This is a genomic window from Nocardiopsis dassonvillei, assembly GCF_964273065.1.
In the GTDB taxonomy this organism is placed as follows: Bacteria; Actinomycetota; Actinomycetes; order Streptosporangiales; family Streptosporangiaceae; genus Nocardiopsis; species Nocardiopsis dassonvillei_B.
On record NZ_OZ186815.1, the window covers coordinates 6,560,330 to 6,579,694 of the forward strand.

A 19,365-nucleotide genomic window follows, 5' to 3' on the forward strand; every position below is an offset into this window, starting at 1 on the left:
GCTACCGCGGTTCGCGCGATGAGCGTCCGGGCGCGGGGGAGTGAGTGCGGTGGCTGCTTCCCGTTGGTCCCGGTGGGTCACGATCGGCGCTGTCCTGCTGCTGGCACTGATCGCCGCGGTGGTGTCCTACTCCCACATGTACGAACTCGCGTTGCGTCACGGCGAACCCGAATGGCGCGCCGCCCTGTTCCCGTTGTCAGTGGACGGGATGATCGTGGGCGCTTCGATGACGCTGTTGAGCGATGCGCGCCACGGTCGTAAGGGCGGTGTGCTGCCCTGGGGGCTGCTGATCATTGGATCTGGCGCGTCCCTGGCGGCCAATGTCGCGGTCGCTGACCCTACGGTGTGGTCGCGGATTATTCACGCCTGGCCGTCGTTTGCGCTGATCGGTGCGTATGAACTGCTCATGCGTGAGTTCCGCACCAGTGCCAGGAGCGTACGCACTGCGTACGCAGACGGTCAGCAGAACACAGCGAGCATTGCCCCTGAGCAGGCTGGTGACCTTGAGCCGCCTGCAGGGCGGACCGAGACGGCGCTCCGGGTCGTGCCCTCTCGGAATGACGGAAAGGTTTCTGATGCCTTGCCTTCGTTCCAGGATCGCGCATGGAAGTGGGCAGAGGAGCGGGAAAACGTGACAGGCGAGTTGCCGACTGGAAAGGAGATAGCTCATCGCTTTGGCCGTAAGGAGCGTTGGGGGAGGCTGGTGAAAAAGCGAGGGATTCAGATCAGGCATGGGGTGTCAGCTCGTGTCGATCAGGGATGATCACCTCTCGGGCACAAGACCATCGGCTTCGGTGTGTGCTTGAGTTTGATGCCGCAACACAGCTGGTCTTGCTTGCTGATCTGGCTGGCTGGAGGAGAAGTTTCCCTGGAGCAACTTGAGAACATCGGATTAGGAGCGGTCGTCGTGCCAGCGCTTTGCGCGGCGGAAGTCAATGTGGCCAAACCCGGAGTGAAGGTGCCCACCCTCCCACTCGATGCGACACTTCCTGCACATCAAGGGGCGGCGCATGACCACCCATGAGTAGTTGCCGCAGACTCCACACGGGCCGAGGTAAACATTTGGGCCCTTGAGCGATGACCAGGCCATGTACCCGTAGCGAAGACGGGGGTAGGGGTCATCTTCGTCCCACGGGGGCGGGACTGCCGGATGGCCAACGAGAACAAGTTCACCGCTGGGCCACTCGCACTGACACTTCTCTGAGCACTTGCATGCGCGTGTCTCTGCGAGTTCCCGAGCCTTTTTGATATGGAGTGTCCTGGGTCCCTTGATCTCGATCCAGATACCGAAGTCCGGTAGCCAGAAATCGGGCAAGTAGATGGCACCGCTCGGGAGGGTGATGGCGCGGGGTTCGTATTCCCAGGTGGTACGGATGCCGTCGAGAGTGGCGGCCCAGTCTGCTTCGAGTGCTGAGCGAAACGTTGTGGAGCCGTATCGTGTGGGTCGGGAGTGCACCTGGTCTTCTGGTTGTCCGGTCACTTGTGCTCTTCCCGGTGGGGGTGATGAACTGATGACGCTTGTCCGACTCCCGGCCCCCCGTTGGGTTCACAACGGTCTCCTGTACACCGATGGTCCCCTGAGGGCTCTTTCCTGCGACCTCAGACCCCCGGGAAATTCTGGGTTGGTGTGGGCCTGGGAAAGTTTCATCAGGGATCACGTACAACCTTGCACGTTCGTGGTCGCGACGCCGCTCGCCCCACACCCAGAGCCGTCGGCGCCGTCACCACCTGGCTGGAGAGCTACCGCGACGGATTCGACGGCCAGCACACCAACACCCAGCTCGAGGAGAAGCCTGGCCGATCGAGATGTACCAGCCCGACCTTGTGGCGGTGTCCCTCACGGAAGGTGATGCGCACATCACCATGTTGGAGGAGCGGGCCCAGGAAGGGGAGACCGCGTTCGCGCACGTCGTGCGGTTCGAATTCTCCGGCGGCATCACCGTCACACCGGCCCCGGCGAAAGCGGGCCGTAACGGTGCGCACGGGACATGCCGAAGCTGCTGATGCGCTCTGGAGAGACTCGGCGGTACGGCCGCGGCGACCGAGGACTACGCCAACCATGATGCCGCCCTGAAGTGAGCAGACGAACTTGCGCGCGGATAGCACCGTGGGCGGCCCGCTTCTGCCCGCAACCCTGGACTCTGCTTGCGCGTCCCACCAACACTAACGCAAGGAGACCACGCACGAACTCCTCGAGCTCCTGATTTGACGCACTCGCCTGCGACCATCAGCACACCCCCTCCCCCGTGAGGTAGCCATGGCAGACGAACTCGCCCTCGTCCTGTGGGTAGCGGCTGGCCTGGAGATCGACCCTAACCTGGACGACTTCGGCCTTGCCCCCCAGGACCTCCGCGCCCTCCTCTACACCGCTCCCGGTAAACGCCGCTCCTACCGCAAGGGCGACCTGCTGTGTACCCGCTGCCTCGAAACTCCGCGGCGCCAAGACGCCGCGTCCATGTACGTGCGCCAAAAACGCAACCGCGAAGGGTTCTGGGAGGTCGCTCACCACGCCTCCAAGAAGGATCCCTGCCACGCGGTCGAGAGCGACGAACACAAGGCGTGGAAGGACCGCATCGCCACTGATGCCTCCAAGGCCGGCCTGTTCGCTGACTACGAGTCCTCCACCAAGGACCGTAAGGGCCGCACTGATGTCATCGTGGTGGGCCCCGACGGACGCCGGATCAGCTGGGAAGTACAGATCGCCCGCACATCCAAGGGCAACATCACTCGCCGCACCAACACCGCCTACCGGGATGGGAGAACCCCTTCCTGGCTCACCACCGTCCTCAGCGCCAAGTCCAAGACCCGCGAACTCATCCACAAGGTGCCCTGGTCCATGGCCAACCAGATGCTCCCCGAGCAGATCCTCCACGGCCGCGCCGCCTGGGTCTCCGACGGCATCAGCACCTACCGGTGGAAATGGTGCAGGAACATCCCCGGACCGTGCCCCGACCCCGGCCGCCTGACCCTCGACTGCGGTAAGGAACACGGCATCTGGGAGCGCTCACCCACCCGCCTGGAGGAGTTCGTTGAAAGCTCGGCCGGGGGCCTGCTCGTACCCCTCGCCATCCCCTCTGCCGACATGCGCTCGGTGTCCCGGATCTGGGCCACACCCGACGATCACGACGAGTACGCCCACGCTCAGCGGCGCCGGTTCACCGAGTCCGACCTGCCGGAGAGACTACGCATCCACACCACCCCCGCGACCAGAACCGACAAGGGCTACCAGTCCCACGACTCTGTCCTCCACCAGCCAGAAAAGACTCGCCCCCGCCCCTCAGGAGGCTCCCGTACTTTCCGCGATGGTGCCGCTCATACACGGGAGCGCACGCCGGTCATCCCCGTGGTCACCCGCGATCGGCCCTTTACCAAACCCGAACCAGAAACCACCCCAACGGTGTCCGACGAGATCGCCTCCTGGATCGCCGAAGCCATGCCTGGACAGGAACACCTTCCCTGCGGCCACCACCTTGCTATTAAGGGTGCCCCCTGTGGGGCCATACCTACCCGCGCCTATATCGGAGGCCGCCGGTGCTGGTACCACGCTCCCAGGGCCTTCACCAATCAGAACAAGAATCCCTGAAAATCGTCCGTGACTTCCGTGCCTGGTCGATCGCCACACACGCCACCGCCACCGTGCCCACACCGCCCGCCAACGTGAGAGCATCCGACTACACAAACGCCAAACCCCGGTGGGGCAGTCTGATCGGTCAGTGGGGGCGAAAGGGCAAGTTCGATCAGGTCCTGGCTCAGGAAGACGAGTCTCTCGTGTTTTTCTGTTTGAGGGACCGGTGCGCTGGAGGGCATCCCGGTATGAGACCTGGCCTAGCAGCCCGCGTCGCTCACGGCCGGTGAAGGTGTGCAGGTCAGGCTCGTACACGGTTCGGCCTTGTCTGTGCAGCACTGGACGGTGCTAAATCCCTCACTCAACTGTCCCTGGCGTGTGGTCAGATGAGCGTATGGGTTCTCGGTCTGCGCGCCGGAAGGCGCGAAGGAAGCGACAGCGCCGCGTCGTCACGGCAGTACCGGTCTTCGATCCCCATGCGCAGGTCATGGTTGAGTCGTTGGCTGAGATGGAAGAGCTCCTGGGGGCGGTCGCTGCGTCCGATGACCGTGTGGTGGCGCTGAGTACCGCCTTCGAGCAGGCCCTTTCCGGGTTCGTCGAGAAGTTGCAAGGGTTCGATGCGGTCGGCCTCGTAGAGGCCACCCGACTGGCGCTTCTGCCGATTGCCTTTGACAACCAGGTTCCGGTAGCAGCTGAGGCCGGTGCCGCACAGGTTGAACTGCTGGCACTCATCGCTCTGGCAGCTCAACGAGAAGCAACGGCCACTACCGACACGGATGCGGATGCTGCTCCTGTCGATGCCCAAGAGATGAACCAGTTCGTCTCCGAAGCCAAAGAAGAGCTGGAAAAGCTCCTGCATCTTGCGTTGCTGCGGTCCGTCCTGACGGTGGATCCTGAGGACAAGTACGCCGTGGTGTCATTGCTCATCCGCAGTTCCGAGATCCTGGTGCGCAACCCCTCCTACCCGGAGATGGTGGAGGTGACCAACCGCGCGCTCCTTGATGGCGAACCGAACGTCCGCGCTGCTTTGACCACCGAACTCGGATTCGACGCCGCCGATGCGGTGGTCGTGCTCAACGCCTGCCATCACCTGCAAGAGGTCGGTATGAACGACCGTATGAATGTGATGCGCGAGACCATGATGGAGGCGATGGCCTCTTCGGATGGTGGGGAGCCTGACGCGCAACTGGTGGAACGTGCTTGGACCGGGTTCACGTCCGTGTTCACTCCCAACGCCGACCAGGCCACCGTCACGATCGAGGACATCGCCGCGGAGACGGGCATCATCGAGGCTCGGGTCGAGGCCGTCGTCGAACGATTCCGTCTCCACTTGGGGGCGGCCACCCCCGCAGAGGTCGTCGAGGCGTTCATCACCGGGAAAAACCCTATGAGGACCCGGCCCCTCATCGTCACCGGCAACGGGCGCATGATGTTGCCGCATCCCGCGTTGAGCATGGCTGCGGTCCGGGAGAACCTCGAAGAGCACCTCAAGGGCTCACCGGCGATATGGGACATATATCAGAAGTACCGTGGTGACCTTCTTGAATCCCGGGTGCGCACTGCGCTGGGCCGGGTGTTGCCCGGTGCCCAGTACCGGGACGGGTTCGAGTACTACGTGCCTGCCAACGACACTGAATTGGCAACCGCTGATCCCACGAAGTACACCAAGCGAGTCGAAGGCGATCATCTCGTCCTGCTCGACGATGTCGCGCTGGTGGTGGAGGACAAGGCCGTCGCGTTGAGCGCCCACTCACGCGGGGGGAGGACACCACGTGTCCGTAGTGACCTGACCAAGATCATTACCAAGGCTGCCGAGCAAGCCGGCCGAGTGCGGGAGGGAATTGAGCGCGACGGAGGTCTGCGTATCGAAGGCGAAGGCTGGGTTGATCTCAGCCATATCCGGGAGATCCACACCATCGCGGTCAGTCTCGATGACCTTTCAACCGTACTCACCGCCACCAGGGAGCTGGTCAAGGCAGGGCTACTGGACCTCGACAACATCCCCTGGACGGTGTCGCTGCACGACCTCGAACTCATCAGCGAGCTCATCTCCCGCCCGGCCGAATTCCTCCTCTACCTACGCCGACGACGCAACCCCGACGTCACCGTGATGTTCAAAGCCGCCGATGAACTGGACCTGTTCCTGTACTTCTTCGAGGCAGGACTCCATGTCGAGCCCGACCCGGCTCGGGTTCATGCGGCTTTCCCGATCACACCGGAACCAACCACGGCCCAACTGCGCCGCTACCGCGCGCAGCAACCGGCTTTCCTGACCAGTCGAACCGACGCCCTGGACCAATGGTTCCATACCCGGCACCTCGATGCGGAAGACTCGGCACGTGCACCCAAGCCCGCAATGGTCCCCTCGCCAGTAGGAGCCCTACTGGATGAATTGCAGGAACGGCAGGACACCGGCTGGTTGAGCATCAGCGCGACCATGCTGTCCATGGACACGATGGTTCAGAAAAAGTTCGCACGCCATGCGAATGATCTGCTCGATAATCCGTCACCGGACGGCACCGGTCGCTCTCTCACCATGACCATCACCGGCAGTGTAGACCCGGCCGAGGGATGGTTGTTCGTTTGGGCCACCCGTCCGGCTGGGAAAGATTCAGCTCGTGCCGAATTGCACTTGCGTGGCTACTTGCGTACCAAGAAGCATCAACTTGGCATCCCACGAGGTGTTGTCTTCCTCTACGACGAGCCCACCCGGCAGCTCGCCGGTGTCTACTACGACGCGCATATCGGGCCGCTCGACGCTGTCCACACTGCTGCTTTGCGATACTTGCGACCTGTTTCGGGGTTGCAACGGCGAATCCACCCGAACGTCATGCGACCTCCACGAAGCACGAGGCGGATCTCGCACAGGAGGTGATGAGTTAGTGCGGGCGGGGTGGGGAGACCTCGGTATCGCGTTCCACCGCCCGGTGTACCGGCATCTGAGGGCCCCAACCCCTACGGTGCAGCAGGGAGGAGACTCCGCGCGGGGTGTAGTCCACTCCGAACAGGGTGCGGATCAGACGGGCGATCCGGGCCAGGGCCCAGCGCTGGTTCTCGTCTCAGCCGTGCGCGGCTTGGGCGAGCGCGGTACGCGGGTGGTCGATCTGGCCGGGGGTGAGCCTACGTGGAGCGCTGCCGGGCCCGCGGGAGGTCGGCACGGCGGTCCCAGCTGATGTCCAGATCGTGTGCTACGTCCGCGATGCTGCGTCCGGCCTGGACCAGGTCCAGGACTGGTGTGTCCTGTGTTCCTCGGAGTCGGATTTCTGGTTCCCGGGACCACGTGACCCGTGAAGGAGGGCCTCGTGGGACGGTGTGGACACCCCGACCGGTTCCGACGCAAGGTCCTGGGCCCGGTACGGGCCGGACGCGGCTCACGATCCGGACCTCTCCCGCCGAGACGATCCGCGCCTGGCGGAGTCGGGACCGCACCGAACAAGGCATGGCTGCGGATATGACCAGCGCCATCCGCCGGCCGGGCCTCCTGACACCCTGGATGAGGGAGGGGAGAGTGGGGCCGGACATGGTGCTCCCGTCCGGTAGCGGTCCCGGCCGGGAAAGCCGTTGGCCTGATCAGCCTGGGCCGGGGCCGCCGGGGAGACGAGGGGGCGAACGCCTCCGGCACCGGTGCGGAAGGTCCCCTCCGACCGGGACGGGGCGGCGGCGCGGATACCGTGGGACGTCGATGTCGGGGAGGTGGGCCGCGGTGGACGAGCGTGCGATCCTGGCCCCGGTGCCGCCGGCGCACGGGGGCTCGGGGCTGGGGGCCTGGCCGCGCGAGTCGAACACCGTGGTGCGACGGGCCGCCCCGCTCCCGGAGGGCGCGGCGATGCCCTTCGTGATCATCGCGGAGTCGCACGTGCTGGCCGCACCCACGGAGTGGGAGCCGCACGTGCACCCCGCGCACGAACTGGTGTGGGTGAGCCGGGGTGCGCTGACCGCCCGCGTCGGGGACCGCGTCTTCACCGTCTCGGAGGGGCACGGGCTGTGGGTGCCCGCCGGGGAGGTGCACGCCGGCCGGCTGACGGCGAAGGTCGAACTCCACACCGCCTTCTTCGCCCCCGACCGCTCCCCGGTCGCCTTCGAGGGGCCCACCGCCATCGCGATGACCCCGGTGCTGGAGTCGCTGCTGATCCGCCTGGCCCGCACGGACATCGGCGGCGGGGCGCGCTCACGGACGGAGGCGGTCGTGTTCGACGTGCTGGAACCGTCGGAGCCCCAGCTCGCGCTGCGGGTCCCGGGCGACGCCAGGATCGACGCGATCGCCCGGGCGCTGCTGGACGACCCCGCCGACGACCGCTCCCTGGAGGAGTGGGCGCGGGACCGGGGGACCAGCGCCCGGACGGTCAGCCGCGCGTTCCGCGCCGCCACCGGGCTGTCGTTCGCGCAGTGGCGTCGGTCACTGCGCGTCCACCGGGCGCTGGCGCTGCTCAGCGAGGGACACGAGGTCCAGGACGTCGCCGAACTCCTCGGATACGCCCAGACGAGCACGTTCATCGACGCTTTCCGGCGCGTCATGGGCACCACCCCGGGGGCGTACTTCGGCGCCCCGCGCACCTCCGGTGGCCGGAATCCCGTATCTGGTGTCCCGGGGTCCTGATTGCGGTCACGAAGTGACCGAATCTATCCTGAGTGAGTGAAGGCTAACCTAATTTCCTCGCCGCTGTGATGCGGGAACGGACCCTGCGCGGGGACCGCCTGGTCCTGCGCCACGGCCGGACCACGGTGGTCTACGGGGCCTCGCTGACCCTGACCGCCGGGCGGGTGACCGCCCTGGTCGGCCCCAACGGCAGCGGCAAGTCGACGCTCCTGCGCTCCCTCGCCCGACTGCACCGGGTCGACGGCGGACAGGTGACGCTCGGCGGTCGCGACGGCGGGCCGGGACACCCGGTCTCCCTGCTCAGCGCACGCCGGTTCGCCCGGGAGGTCACCCTGTTCGCCCAGTCCCGACCCGTGCCGGAGGGACTGACGGTGGGCGAGGTCGTGGCGTTCGGACGCCACCCCCACCGCCGCGGCTTCGCCGGACTCTCCGCACAGGACCGGCACGCCATCGACCACGCGATGGACGTCACCGGGGTGCGGGACATGGCCGACCGGGCCGCCGGGGAGCTCTCCGGCGGGGAGATGCAGCGCGTCTGGCTCGCCACCTGCCTGGCCCAGGACACCGGTGTGGTCCTGCTGGACGAGCCAACCAACCACCTGGACCTGCGCTACCAGGTCGAGACCCTCGACCTGATCCGCGATCTCGCCCAGGAGCACGGCGCCGCGGTCGGCGTCGTGCTGCACGACCTCGACCACGCGGCGCGTGTCGCCGACACCCTGCTGCTGTTGAGCGGCGGCCGCGTCCACGCCGAGGGCGACCCCGCACAGGTCCTCACCGCGGACAACCTCGGCGAGGTCTACGGCATCCGGATCGAGGTCACCCAGGACCCCCGGACCGGCCGGCTCCGCATGGACCCCGTGGGTCGGCACCCGGCCCGGCACCCCGGACCGTACCGATGAACCACCACAGAACTAGAGAGACCCACCACCCATGACCCGGTTCCGCCACCTCGCGACCGCGGCCACCGCCGCCGTCGCCCTCGCCGCCACCGGCTGCGGCACCACCAGCGTCGACGAGGCCGAGCCCGGCACCGTTGCCGCACCTCCGTCGGAGAGTTGCGCCCAGGACACCACGACCACGTCGACGGGCCCGGTGTCGCTCACCGACGGGGTCGGCCGGAAGGTGGAGCTCGACAGGCCCGCCGAGCGCATCGCCGTGCTCGAGTGGCAGCAGGTCGAGGACGCCCTCACCCTGTGCGTCACCCCCGTCGCCGTCTCCGACACCGAGGGGTACGGCACCTGGGTGAGCGCGGAGAAGCTGCCCGAGGGCGTGACCGACGTCGGCACCCGAGGGGAGCCCGACCTCGACACCCTCTACGGGGCCGACCCCGACCTGATCGTCGTGGAGGCCTTCGGCGCCGACGACGAGATCATCGCCCGGCTGGAGGAACGCGGCGTTCCCGTCCTGGTCACTCTGGGCGCCGACCCGGCCGACCCCATCGAGAACATGAGGAACGTCTTCCGGATGATCGGCGAGGCGACGGGCCGCACCGAACGCGCCGACCAGGTGATCGGGGAGTTCGACGCCCGCCTGGCCCGGGCCCGGGAGGAGGTGGCCGCCGTCGACCTGCCGACGACCGACTTCCTGTACTTCGACGGCTGGCTCCAGGGCGGCAACCTCACCATCCGGCCCTACGGCCAGGGCGCGCTGTTCACCGCCCTCGGCGAGGAGCTCGGACTGACCCCTGTCTGGACGGACGAGATCAATGAGGCGTACGGGGACGGTGGCGTGAACGCCTCCTACGGCCTCGCCCAGACCGACGTGGAGGGGCTCACTGCGGTCGGGGAGGCCATCCTCTTCTACGCCAACGACGAAGGCGTCGGCGGCTACGTCGAGGAACTGGAGAAGAACCCGATCTGGACGTCCCTCCCGGCCGTCCGGGAGGACCGGGCACACGCATTCCCCCCGCGGATCTGGGGCGCGGGCGGCCCGCGTTCGACCGAGCAGGCGGTCGACGCCTTCGTCGACGCCCTCACCGGGGAATGAGCGTCCGGCAGCGGACCAGTGAGCCCCTGCCGACCGCCCCCCGGCGGCTCCCGCCGTGCACCGGACCGCACCCCGGTCCGCGCGGCGCCGCCGGGGCGGCGGTCCTCGCCGCCCTGGCGGCCGGCATCCTCGCGGTGGGCCTGTGGCACCTCGCCCAGGGCACCTCGGGCGTGGGCTGGTGGGACCTGGTTCGCTTCTCGTTCGGGGCCCGGGAGGAGGTCGGCGGGGTCCCGGTCGGCGACGTGCTGGCGGGATCGCGGCTGCCGCGCCTGTTCGCCGGGGTGGCCGTGGGCTTCGCCCTCGGCGTCGCCGGAGCGCTGCTGCAATCGGTCACGCGCAACGCCCTGGCCTCCCCCGACACCCTCGCGGTCACGGCGGGGTCCCACTTCTCCCTGACCCTGGTCGCCGCGTTCGGGATCGCCGTCCCGCTCTGGGCCTCGGGGCTGGCGGCCCTCGCCGGAGGGCTGCTGGCCGCCGCGCTCGTGCTGGGGCTGGCCGGCCGCACCGCGGGGACGGCCACCACACGCCTCATCCTGGCCGGTTCGGCTACGGCGATGACCCTGGACGCGGCGACCGGGATGCTGCTGATCCTGTTCAAGGAGAACACCACCGGCCTCTTCGCCTGGGGGAGCGGCTCCCTCGTCCAGCTCAACATCGACGCCTCCCTGCGCGCGCTGCCGCTCATCGCCGCGGTTCTGGTGGCTGCGCTGCTGCTGAGCCGGCGGCTGGACGTGCTGGGCCTGGGTGACGACACCGCGGCCTCGCTCGGCGTGCCCGTCGGCTCGACACGGGTGGCGGCGGTGCTCTGCGCGGTGCTCCTGACCGCGGTGTCGGTGACCTTGGCGGGCCCGATCGCCTTCATCGGACTGGGCGCCCCCGTGCTGGCGCGCCTGATCTCCGGCCGTATCCCGGTGCTGCGGCGCCACCTCCTCCTCGTGACCGTCTCCGGGCTGCTGGGCGCACTGCTGGTCCTACTCGCGGACGCCTCGCTGCGCGCGCTGCTGGGCGCCGAAGGCGCCGCCTCGATCCCCACCGGGGTGCCGACGGCGCTGCTGGGCGGCGTCCTCATCGTCGTCCTGGCCCTGCGCCTGCGCGACGCGGGCCCGGTCCGCAGACCCCCCGGAGCGCGGAGCGGACCGCGGTCGCGCCGGCGTTTCCTCGGTGTCCTGCTCGTCACGGCGGCCCTGCTCGCCGGGGCGGTGCTCACCGGTGTGCTCGCAGGCGGCCTGTGGCTGCGCACCGGGGACATCGTGCTCTGGCTCCAGGGAACCGCCCCGGAACTGGTCGGCCGGGCCCTGGACGAACGCGTCCCCCGCGTGGCCGCCGCTGTCCTGGCCGGTGCGGCGCTCGCCCTGGCCGGGGGCGTCGTCCAGGGCGCCGTGCGCAACCCGCTCGCCGAACCCGGGTTGCTGGGCATCACGGCCGGGGCCGGGCTGGGCGCGGTGATCGTCGTGACCTCGGTGCCGGCCGACGGCTACCCCGCGCTCGTCACCGCGGCGGTCCTCACCGGCCTGGCCACATTCGCGCTGATCACCGTGCTGGCCTGGCGTGGGGCGCTGCGCCCGGACCGGTTCGTCCTGATCGGCATCGGGTGCGGGTACGCCCTGAGCGCCGCCACGACGTTCCTCCTGCTGCGCGCCGACCCCTGGCAGACCCCGCGCATCTTCACGTGGCTGTCCGGAACGACCTACGGGCGCACCGTCGCGGACGTCGTGCCGGTCGCCGTGGCCCTGGTCCTGGCGGCACCCCTGCTGCTGGGCCTGGCCCGCCACCTCGACCTGCTCGCCGTCGACGAGGACACGCCGCGCATTCTCGGCCTGCGGGTGGAGCGCACCCGCCTGACTCTGCTGGCCGTGGCCGCGGTCCTGGCCGCCGTCAGCGTGGTCGCGGTCGGGGTCGTCGGCTTCGCCGGGCTCGTCGCGCCCCATCTGGCCCGGGCGCTGGTCGGTGCCCGGCACGGGCGCGGCCTCCCGGTCGCGATGCTGGTGGGCGCACTGCTGGTGTGCGTCGCCGACACCCTGGGCCGAACCCTGATCGCCCCCGCCCAACTGCCGGCCGGGCTCATGATCGCCCTTGTCGGAGCCCCCTACCTCCTCTGGCTGCTGCGCGGCTCCCGCGTATGACCCGCCGCCCCGTCCGACCGGAACCCGTCAGGAGTACCGCATGCCGCCCCGCCGCCCGGACCTGCACGCCCCCAGTACCGTCGTCGTCCCGTTCGATCCGGCCACCCCGCCCGCACAGCTGGCGCCGATCACACCCGGAGAGGTGCTCGAACGCTGGGGCGCGGTCGACCGCTCGGCCCACACACCGGAAATCGTGGCCGTCCCTGCCGCCGAAGGAGAGGGCTGGACCGGTGCCGCGCTGGTGACAGGACGCCCTGGGGCGGCCTACCGCAAGATCGTCGACGCCGTCGGCGACGTGCCCGCAGCCGTGGACGCGGTCCTCAGGCATGCACGGGGCCGGGAAGCGGTCCAGGTCAAGTGGGAGGGTTGGACGGCGCCCGCCGCGCAGGCGGCGGCCGCCGGGTTCACCCCGATGGAGGCACCCCCCGGCTCCGCCCCGGACGCGGACGGGCCGGAGACGGGCCACGTGCGCTGGCTGGCCGGGGACGTGGTGGCCGAGCCCCCGTACCTCCGGCAGAGCACGAACTTCACCTGCGGCGCCGTCGTCGCCCTGGTCGCGCGGGCACAGGCCGGGGTGGTACCCCGGGACTCCCTCGACCGTCCGGCGGAGCTGGCCCTGTGGCGCCGCGCCACGAACTTCCCCGCCTGCGAGCCCGTCGGGCTGGGCGTCGCCGTGCGCGGCGCGTGGCCGTCCGGGACGGTCACGGTCCTCCTCGACACGGACCGGCCCGTCCTGCTGGAGTCCTACTCCGGCGACGAGCGGGAGTGGCGCGCCGTCCTCCAGGAGGCGTCGCGCACGGAGGCCGCGGCCGCCGGGGTCCCCGTCGAGCGGCGCCGTCCGACCGTGGCCGACGTCCGCGGCATGGTCGGACGGGGTGGGCACATCCTGCTGCTGGTCTCCCTCGCCGCGATGCAGGGCTTCGACGTGCCGCACTGGGTGCTGTGCCACGGCGCCGTGCCGGGCGCCCTCGTGCTGGAGGATCCCTGGACCAACGCCGCCACGGGCGACACCTGGGTCGACGCCCACCTGCTGCCGGTGGCCGACACCTCGCTCGACGCCATGTGGGCGGTCGAGCGGGACCGCCGCCGCGGCGCCGTGTTCCTCGGGAACCCCGTATGAGGGGCCCGCTCCCGCTTCACACCGACCCGTCGACCGCGTGCCCGCGGCATCGCCCGGGTGGCCGCCCCGCCCAGCGGGGGAACTGGGAGAAGGCGGTGCCGGAGAAGCCCACGAGGCAGGTGGCCTCGTCCACCGGCCTCCTGCGACCGGCAGACGGACGGGAGGCAAAGGAGTGACTTTTACTCTGTTCTCAATCGGCTCGCAGAGAACCCTAAGGTTCATTCCCTACCTTCGTCTCCATGACGAACAACTACCGCCGAAAGACCGTGGGCGCCCGACGCCAGCCGAAGCGCACCAGAGCGATACGGACCGCCGCGGTCTCGCTCCTGGCGGCCCTGATGTTCACCGGTTGCGCCGCCGCAGGCACCAGCGCTCCGGAGTCGTCCACCACGTCCACGGTCACGCCGTCGACATCAGGGACGGCGATCTCCTCGTCCACGACCAGCGAAGAGACGATCGCCAACACCGCGGCCGCCGCACAGGCGTTCGTGGAGACGCTGTCGGACGAGCAGCGCGAACAGCTGCTCTACGCCTACGACGACGAGTCCAAGACCACGACGTGGTCGAACTTCCCGGTCACGTTCGTCGATCGGGCCGGGCTGAACCTGGACGACCTGACCGAGGAGCAGAGGGCTGCGGCCCTGGGAGTCCTGGACTCGCTGCTCAGCGACGAGGGCTACCAGACCGTCACCGACGTCATGGGCGGCGACGAGTTCCTCCTGGAGAACAGCTCCAGCACCGAGGACTCCCTGGGGCAGTACTACATCGCCTTCTTCGGCGACCCCTCCGACAGCGGCGCGTGGCAGGTGCAGTTCGGCGGGCACCACCTGGGCCTGAACGCCACGCTGGACGGCTCCGACGACTCGATCACGTTCGCGCCCACGCATCTGGGCTCCCAGCCCGCGGTCTACACGAACGAGGAGGGCGAGGAGGTCCAGCCGCTCGCGGGCATGTACGAGACGGCGTTCGCCTTCTACGACAGCCTGACCGAGGAGCAGAGGGCCGAGCTCTACCAGGGCTCTGAGGTCGCGAACCTCACCTGCGCCCCCGGCGGCGCCTGCTCCTACCCGACCGGTACCGGCCTGGCCGGGGCGGAGCTGACCGACGAGCAGAAGCAGCTCCTGCTCGACGTGGCCGCCAACTGGGTCGGCTTGGCGGACGAGGAGACCACGGCCGCGGCCCTGGCCGAGATCGAGGCGACCCTGGACGAGACCTACGTGAACTGGTCCGGGGCCACCGAGTACGACATGACCCAGGGCGACGGGATCTACTTCCAGATCTCCGGCCCGAACGCCTACATCGAGTTCTCTGACCAGCAGGGCTCGGCGGGCGCCGACGTGGAGGGGTACACCACGTCCGGGTGGGGCCACATCCACACCATCTACCGCGACCCCGCCAACGACTACGCCGGCAGCGTCACCCAGCAGGAGGGGAGCGGGATGGGCGGTCCCGGCGGCGGCGCCCCGGAGGGTGCTCCGGAGGGCGGCCCGCAGGGCGGGCCGCCCGAAGAGGACTGACACCGGGGCCGTACCGGTACCGGATCGTGCCGCCGCCCCGCCCCGGCCAAAGCCGGGGCGGGGCGGCGGCACGGCAGCGCGTCCCCGCGCGGGATCCGGCCTTATGGCCGTCCCGACGAGTGTCAGTCGAGGTAGCGCAGGCCCGCCGCCGCCAGCTTCTCCCGCATCCCGTAGATGTCCAGCCCCAGCTCTCCCTCGCGGAACCGGGCGCGCTTGGACTCCTCGTTCTCCTCGCGGCGCCGTGCCGCCTCGGCCACCTGCGAGGCCGCGGTCCGGGGCACCACGACGACCCCGTCGGCGTCGGCGACCACGACATCGCCCGGGTGCACCAGGGCGTTGGCCACGGTGACGGGCACGTTGACCGAGCCCAGCGTGGCCTTCACGGTGCCCTTGGCGTTGATGGCCCGGCTGAACACGGGGAAGTCCATCTCGGCCAGCTCGGCGGCGTCGCGGCAGCCGCCGTCGATGATCAGCCCCACGGCCCCCCGTGCCCGGAACGAGGTGGCCAGCAGTTCGCCGAAGAAGCCGTCGGCGGACTCGGTCGTGCACCCGGCGACCACCACGTCTCCGGGTCGGATCTGCTCGGCGACCACGTGCAGCATCCAGTTGTCGCCCGGCTGGAGCAGCACGGTGACCGCGGTCCCGCACAGCTTGGCCTGCGGGTACACCGGCCGGATGTAGGGGCGCAGCAGGCCCGTGCGGCCCTGCGCCTCGTGCACGGTGGCCACCCCGAAGCGCGACAGCGCCTCGACGGCCTCCGGCGCGGCGCGCTCGATGGAACGGTGGACGACTCCGAGCTCGGTCATGGTTCTCCTCGTGAGCGGATGGTGGTGGGTCCGGGCCGCGGCGGCCCTCAGCGGCCCTGCTTCTGGAGTCGGGCGTCGAGCCGCGGGTACACCCGGCGGGCGTTGCCCTCCAGGACGGCCTCGCGCGCGGCCTCGGGGAGGTCCGCGGCGCTCAGGTAGCGGCCGGTGTCGTCGAAGTGGTGTCCCGTGCACGGGTCGATGTCGCGGACGGCGCCGATCATCTCCGAGGCGAACAGGATGTTCTCGTGCGGGACGACATCGAGCAGCAGGTCGATGCCCGGCTGGTGGTACACACAGGTGTCGAAGTAGACGTTGCCGAGCACGTGCTGCTCCAGCTCGGGCCGGCCCAGTGCCATCGCCAGTCCGCGGAAGCGCCCCCAGTGGTAGGGCGCGGCCCCGCCGCCGTGGGGGATGACGAGCCGCAGGTCGGGGAAGTCGGCGAACAGGTCGCCCTGGACGAGCTGCATGAAGGCCGTGGTGTCGGCGTTGAGGTAGTGCGCGCCGGTGGTGTGGAAGGCGGGGTTGACGCTCGTGGAGACGTGCACCATCGCGGGGATGTCGTATTCGCACATCGCCTCGTAGATCGGGTACCACGAGCGGTCGGTGAGGGGGGATGAGTCCCACAGCCCACCGGAGGGGTCCGGATTGAGGTTGACCGCCACGGCGCCGAGCTCCTCGACGGCGCGCTTCAGCTCGGGCACGCAGTCGGCCGGGTCGGCGCCCGGGGACTGCGGAAGCATGGCGGCGGGGGCGAAGCGCTCGGGGAAGAGTTCCGCGACCCGGGCGATGAGGTCGTTGCAGACCCGGGCCCACCGGGCGGAGGTGTCGGGGCCGCCGATGTGGTGGGCCATGAAGGAGGCCCGCGGGGAGAACACCGTCAGGTCGATCCCGCGCCGGTCCATGAGGGCAAGCTGGTTCCCCTCGATCGCCTCGCGCAGTTCGTCGTCGCCGATGTGCAGTTCACCGGGTTCGGGCCCGCCGTCGAGTGCCGCGATCTGGGTCTGGCGCCACTGCCCCAGGGCGTCGGGCGCCGTGGTGAAGTGTCCGTGGCAGTCGATGATCATCTGTGCTCTTCCTTGGGTGACGGGTTCCAGACGCTCAGGGGGACGCAGAGGTCTCCGACCATGAGCGCGCGTGCGGTGCGCACGAGGGCGGAACGGGTGATGCGGGAGGGGGCGCCGGGTTCCCAGCCGAGTTCCACGTCGAAGACCCCGCTGGGGTGCTCGATGGAGAGGGTGGCTCCGGGGCTCTCGGGGGCCCCGGCGTCACCGGTGTCCGCCGGGTTCGCGACCTGGTGCGCGACCGTTCCCGGGATCACGCAGGCCGTGGCGGCCGTGACGGCGGCCAGGACGCCGATCGACTCGTGCACGACGCGGGGGATGAAGCTGCGCGTGGTCAGGGCACCCCCGTGGCGCGGTGGGGAGACCAGCGTCATCTTCGGGTAGTTGCGGGCCGAGACGTCGCCGAGACCCATGAGGGTGCCGCAGGCCAACCGGAGCGCCTCGACCCGCTCGCGCAGACCGGCGTTCGCCATCAGCTCGGCGGGGCCCTCCCAGCCGGAGACACCCAGGTCGCGTGCCCTGACGATGACCAGGGGCTGGCCGTTGTCGATGCAGGTGACCTCGACCGGTCCCACCCCGGGGACCTCGACCGTGTCGCGGGGCCCACCGGTGGGCAGCAGGGAACCGGCGACCGATCCGGCGGTGTCCAGGAACCCGATCGTCACCGGTGAGGAGGTGCCGGGGGCGCCGTCGATGTGCGTGTCCCCGGCGTACTCGACGCTCCTCCCGCCGTCGCGGAGGGGAGTACGCACCGAGATCTCCGCGACCGCCCCGGTGTTGAGGGTGCGCACCCGAACGGTGGTGGTGTCCGCGGTGGGTACGACCATCCCGGTCTCGACGGCGAAGGGCACGACCGCCGACAGCAGGTTGCCGCAGTTGGCGTTCATGTCCACCGAGTCGTTGTGCGGCTGCAACTGGGCGAAGCGGAAGTCCAGGTCCACCCCAGAGATCGGGCTCGGGCCGACGATGCCGGCCTTGGAGGTGAGCGGATGGCCGCCGCCCAGGCCGTCGACCTGGAGGGGGTGGGGGGAGCCGAGCGCGGCCCGCAGGACCCGCGCGAGAGTCTCCTCGTCCTCCGGCAGGTCGGCACGGGCGAAGAACGGGCCCCGCGAGGTGCCTCCCCGCATCAGGACCGAGGGGATCGCGAGCTGGCTTCCGCGGCGGCGTACCCTGGATCCCCGGGTGTGCGCCGGTTCCGGTGGCCGCTCTCCGGCGGGTGGTGGCGTTGACAGTGTCATCCTCGTCCTCGTGTGGTCGCCCGCTGAGCCTGGTGTGCTCCTCGCGGGGCGCTTCGGCCGGGGGAGCCCCGCGCCGACGCCGGGGCGTCGGCGGCGAGACCCGCCCGGTGCGGTGCTATTCCCGGACCTGGGACCAGACGAGGTCCTCGAAGCCGGGTGCTTCCTCGACCAGACCGGACTCCAGGTGGAAGTCCACCGCGACGCCGAAGGCGTCCTCGGCCACGGCGGACGAGGCGGGGTACTCCGCCGGGAGGATCTCGGTCAGGGCCTCCACCGCTTCGGGGTCGGTGCCCTCCAGGTAGGACGAGAGCAGATCCGCGCTGCCCTGCGGGTCGGTCTGGATGAACTCCAGCGCCCGGTCGATGGCCCGGTTGAACGCCTCGACCTGCTCACCCTTCTCCTCGAGCACCCCGGAGGTGCTGAACAGCGTGCCGTGCAGTGCCCCGGCCAGGTCGGGGATGTCACCGCGCTGCGGTGAGATGTAGATGTCACCGACCCCCTGGACCTGGGCCATCTGGCCGGCCGGCTGGAAGAAGGCCAGGGCGTCCACCTGCCCCGAGGACAGGGCACCGATGGCAGAGGACGGGACGGCGCCCAGGTTGACGAGGGTGGCGTCGGTCTTGGCGTCCAGGCCCACTTGCTCGAACAGGTAGATGAGCAGCGCCTCGGTGCCCGAGCCCGGGCCGGTGATGCCGATGTTCGCGCCCTCCAGGGAGCGGATCCTCTCCTCCAGGGGCGCGTCCGCGGGTGCCCCGTCGAAGTCCGAGCTCGTCACGACGTCCACGTAGTACTCGGTGACGAGGGAGCCCGTGACCTGTGTCTCCGGGTTGTTCTCCGCCAGGTTGAACGCGTCGGTGAGGACCCCCGCGGCGACGTCGATGGAACCGGAGGTGAGGGCCGCCGCGAGCTTGGCACCGGTGCCCAGGCGGGGCCGCTCACCGAGTTCGACGCCCTCTTCCTCGAAGTAGCCCTGCTCCTCGGCAACGTAGAGCGGGAAGAACGCGACGGAGTCGCTGATCTGGCCGACGTTGAGGACGTCGGATCCGGAGTCGGTGGTGCCGCCGGAACAGCCCGTGGCGGTGATGAGGCCCGCCGTCGCCGCGATCGCGGCCGCCGTCTTGAGGTGCGTGCTGAGTTTCATGGTGTGGACTCTCGGTTGAGTGGTGGGCGGCCGGAGGGCGTGCTCTGGCCTGGGGGATGCTCCGCGGGTGCGCGTCCGGGCTTCGTGTCCGGGGCCGCAGTGGCTCCGGTTTCGTTGCGGGCGGGGCATGCGCGGGGTGTCGGCGTCGCGGCCGGTGCGATGGCCGGTGCGGGGCCGACGTCGTGACCGCTGCGGCCGGTGCCACGGC

The 19,365-nt window shown here is 69.7% G+C and carries 15 protein-coding genes; 10 read left to right on the plus strand and 5 right to left on the minus strand.

Annotated elements, in window-relative coordinates; all coding sequences use genetic code 11:
- Positions 1–49 precede the first annotated feature (49 nt).
- From ACSUPR_RS29080 to ACSUPR_RS29095, 4 genes are all read left to right on the plus strand, one after another.
- Positions 50–763 carry a DUF2637 domain-containing protein gene (locus ACSUPR_RS29080; protein ID WP_436888257.1) on the plus strand — a complete coding sequence of 238 codons (714 nt, stop codon included), beginning with the start codon at positions 50–52 and terminating at the stop codon, positions 761–763.
- A 1,043-nt stretch (positions 764–1,806) separates the two neighbouring features.
- Positions 1,807–2,004, plus strand: a complete 198-nt coding sequence (locus tag ACSUPR_RS29085; protein ID WP_436888259.1) for a hypothetical protein — start codon at positions 1,807–1,809, stop codon at positions 2,002–2,004.
- A gap of 253 nt (positions 2,005–2,257) precedes the next feature.
- Complete coding sequence (locus ACSUPR_RS29090) at positions 2,258–3,583, plus strand: competence protein CoiA family protein (protein ID WP_436888261.1); 1,326 nt, start codon at positions 2,258–2,260, stop codon at positions 3,581–3,583.
- Positions 3,584–4,064: 481 nt separating this feature from the next.
- Positions 4,065–6,440, plus strand: a complete 2,376-nt coding sequence (locus ACSUPR_RS29095) for a hypothetical protein (RefSeq protein WP_436888263.1) — start codon at positions 4,065–4,067, stop codon at positions 6,438–6,440.
- Between the two features lie 4 nt (positions 6,441–6,444).
- Here ACSUPR_RS29095 and ACSUPR_RS29100 read toward each other — a convergent pair whose 3' ends face one another.
- The gene (locus ACSUPR_RS29100) at positions 6,445–6,564 is read right to left on the minus strand and encodes a winged helix-turn-helix domain-containing protein (protein ID WP_436888265.1); all 120 of its coding nucleotides are present in this window, start codon (positions 6,562–6,564) and stop codon (positions 6,445–6,447) included.
- A 704-nt stretch (positions 6,565–7,268) separates the two neighbouring features.
- On the opposite strand from ACSUPR_RS29100, the gene ACSUPR_RS29105 reads away from it, so the two are divergent.
- The 6 genes from ACSUPR_RS29105 to ACSUPR_RS29130 all read left to right on the plus strand — a co-directional run bounded on the left by ACSUPR_RS29105 (position 7,269) and on the right by ACSUPR_RS29130 (position 14,911).
- Positions 7,269–8,162: a helix-turn-helix domain-containing protein gene (locus ACSUPR_RS29105; RefSeq protein WP_436888266.1), complete on the plus strand. Its 894-nt coding sequence runs from the start codon at positions 7,269–7,271 to the stop codon at positions 8,160–8,162.
- A 68-nt stretch (positions 8,163–8,230) separates the two neighbouring features.
- The gene (locus ACSUPR_RS29110) at positions 8,231–9,064 is read left to right on the plus strand and encodes an ABC transporter ATP-binding protein (protein WP_436888268.1); all 834 of its coding nucleotides are present in this window, start codon (positions 8,231–8,233) and stop codon (positions 9,062–9,064) included.
- A 31-nt stretch (positions 9,065–9,095) separates the two neighbouring features.
- A complete protein-coding gene (locus ACSUPR_RS29115; RefSeq protein ID WP_436888270.1) occupies positions 9,096–10,151 on the plus strand; it encodes an iron-siderophore ABC transporter substrate-binding protein in 1,056 nt (351 codons plus the stop codon).
- Complete coding sequence (locus ACSUPR_RS29120) at positions 10,148–12,274, plus strand: iron ABC transporter permease (protein ID WP_436888271.1); 2,127 nt, start codon at positions 10,148–10,150, stop codon at positions 12,272–12,274. Before ACSUPR_RS29115 ends, ACSUPR_RS29120 begins: the two co-directional genes overlap by 4 nt.
- A 40-nt stretch (positions 12,275–12,314) precedes the next feature.
- On the plus strand, positions 12,315–13,394 hold the full coding sequence (locus ACSUPR_RS29125; protein WP_436888273.1) for a peptidase C39 family protein: 1,080 nt from the start codon (positions 12,315–12,317) through the stop codon (positions 13,392–13,394).
- Between the two features lie 239 nt (positions 13,395–13,633).
- A complete protein-coding gene (locus tag ACSUPR_RS29130) occupies positions 13,634–14,911 on the plus strand; it encodes a DUF3500 domain-containing protein (protein ID WP_436888275.1) in 1,278 nt (425 codons plus the stop codon).
- Positions 14,912–15,033: 122 nt separating this feature from the next.
- Here ACSUPR_RS29130 and ligK read toward each other — a convergent pair whose 3' ends face one another.
- From ligK to ACSUPR_RS29150, 4 genes are all read right to left on the minus strand, one after another.
- The gene (ligK, locus tag ACSUPR_RS29135; protein WP_436888277.1) at positions 15,034–15,717 is read right to left on the minus strand and encodes a 4-carboxy-4-hydroxy-2-oxoadipate aldolase/oxaloacetate decarboxylase; all 684 of its coding nucleotides are present in this window, start codon (positions 15,715–15,717) and stop codon (positions 15,034–15,036) included.
- A gap of 47 nt (positions 15,718–15,764) precedes the next feature.
- Complete coding sequence (locus tag ACSUPR_RS29140) at positions 15,765–16,781, minus strand: amidohydrolase family protein (RefSeq protein ID WP_436888279.1); 1,017 nt, start codon at positions 16,779–16,781, stop codon at positions 15,765–15,767.
- Positions 16,778–17,905, minus strand: a complete 1,128-nt coding sequence (locus ACSUPR_RS29145; protein WP_436888281.1) for a 4-oxalomesaconate tautomerase — start codon at positions 17,903–17,905, stop codon at positions 16,778–16,780. The genes ACSUPR_RS29140 and ACSUPR_RS29145 overlap by 4 nt, the downstream gene beginning before the upstream one ends.
- A gap of 226 nt (positions 17,906–18,131) precedes the next feature.
- Positions 18,132–19,157, minus strand: a complete 1,026-nt coding sequence (locus ACSUPR_RS29150; protein ID WP_436888283.1) for an ABC transporter substrate-binding protein — start codon at positions 19,155–19,157, stop codon at positions 18,132–18,134.
- Positions 19,158–19,365: the final 208 nt, after the last annotated feature.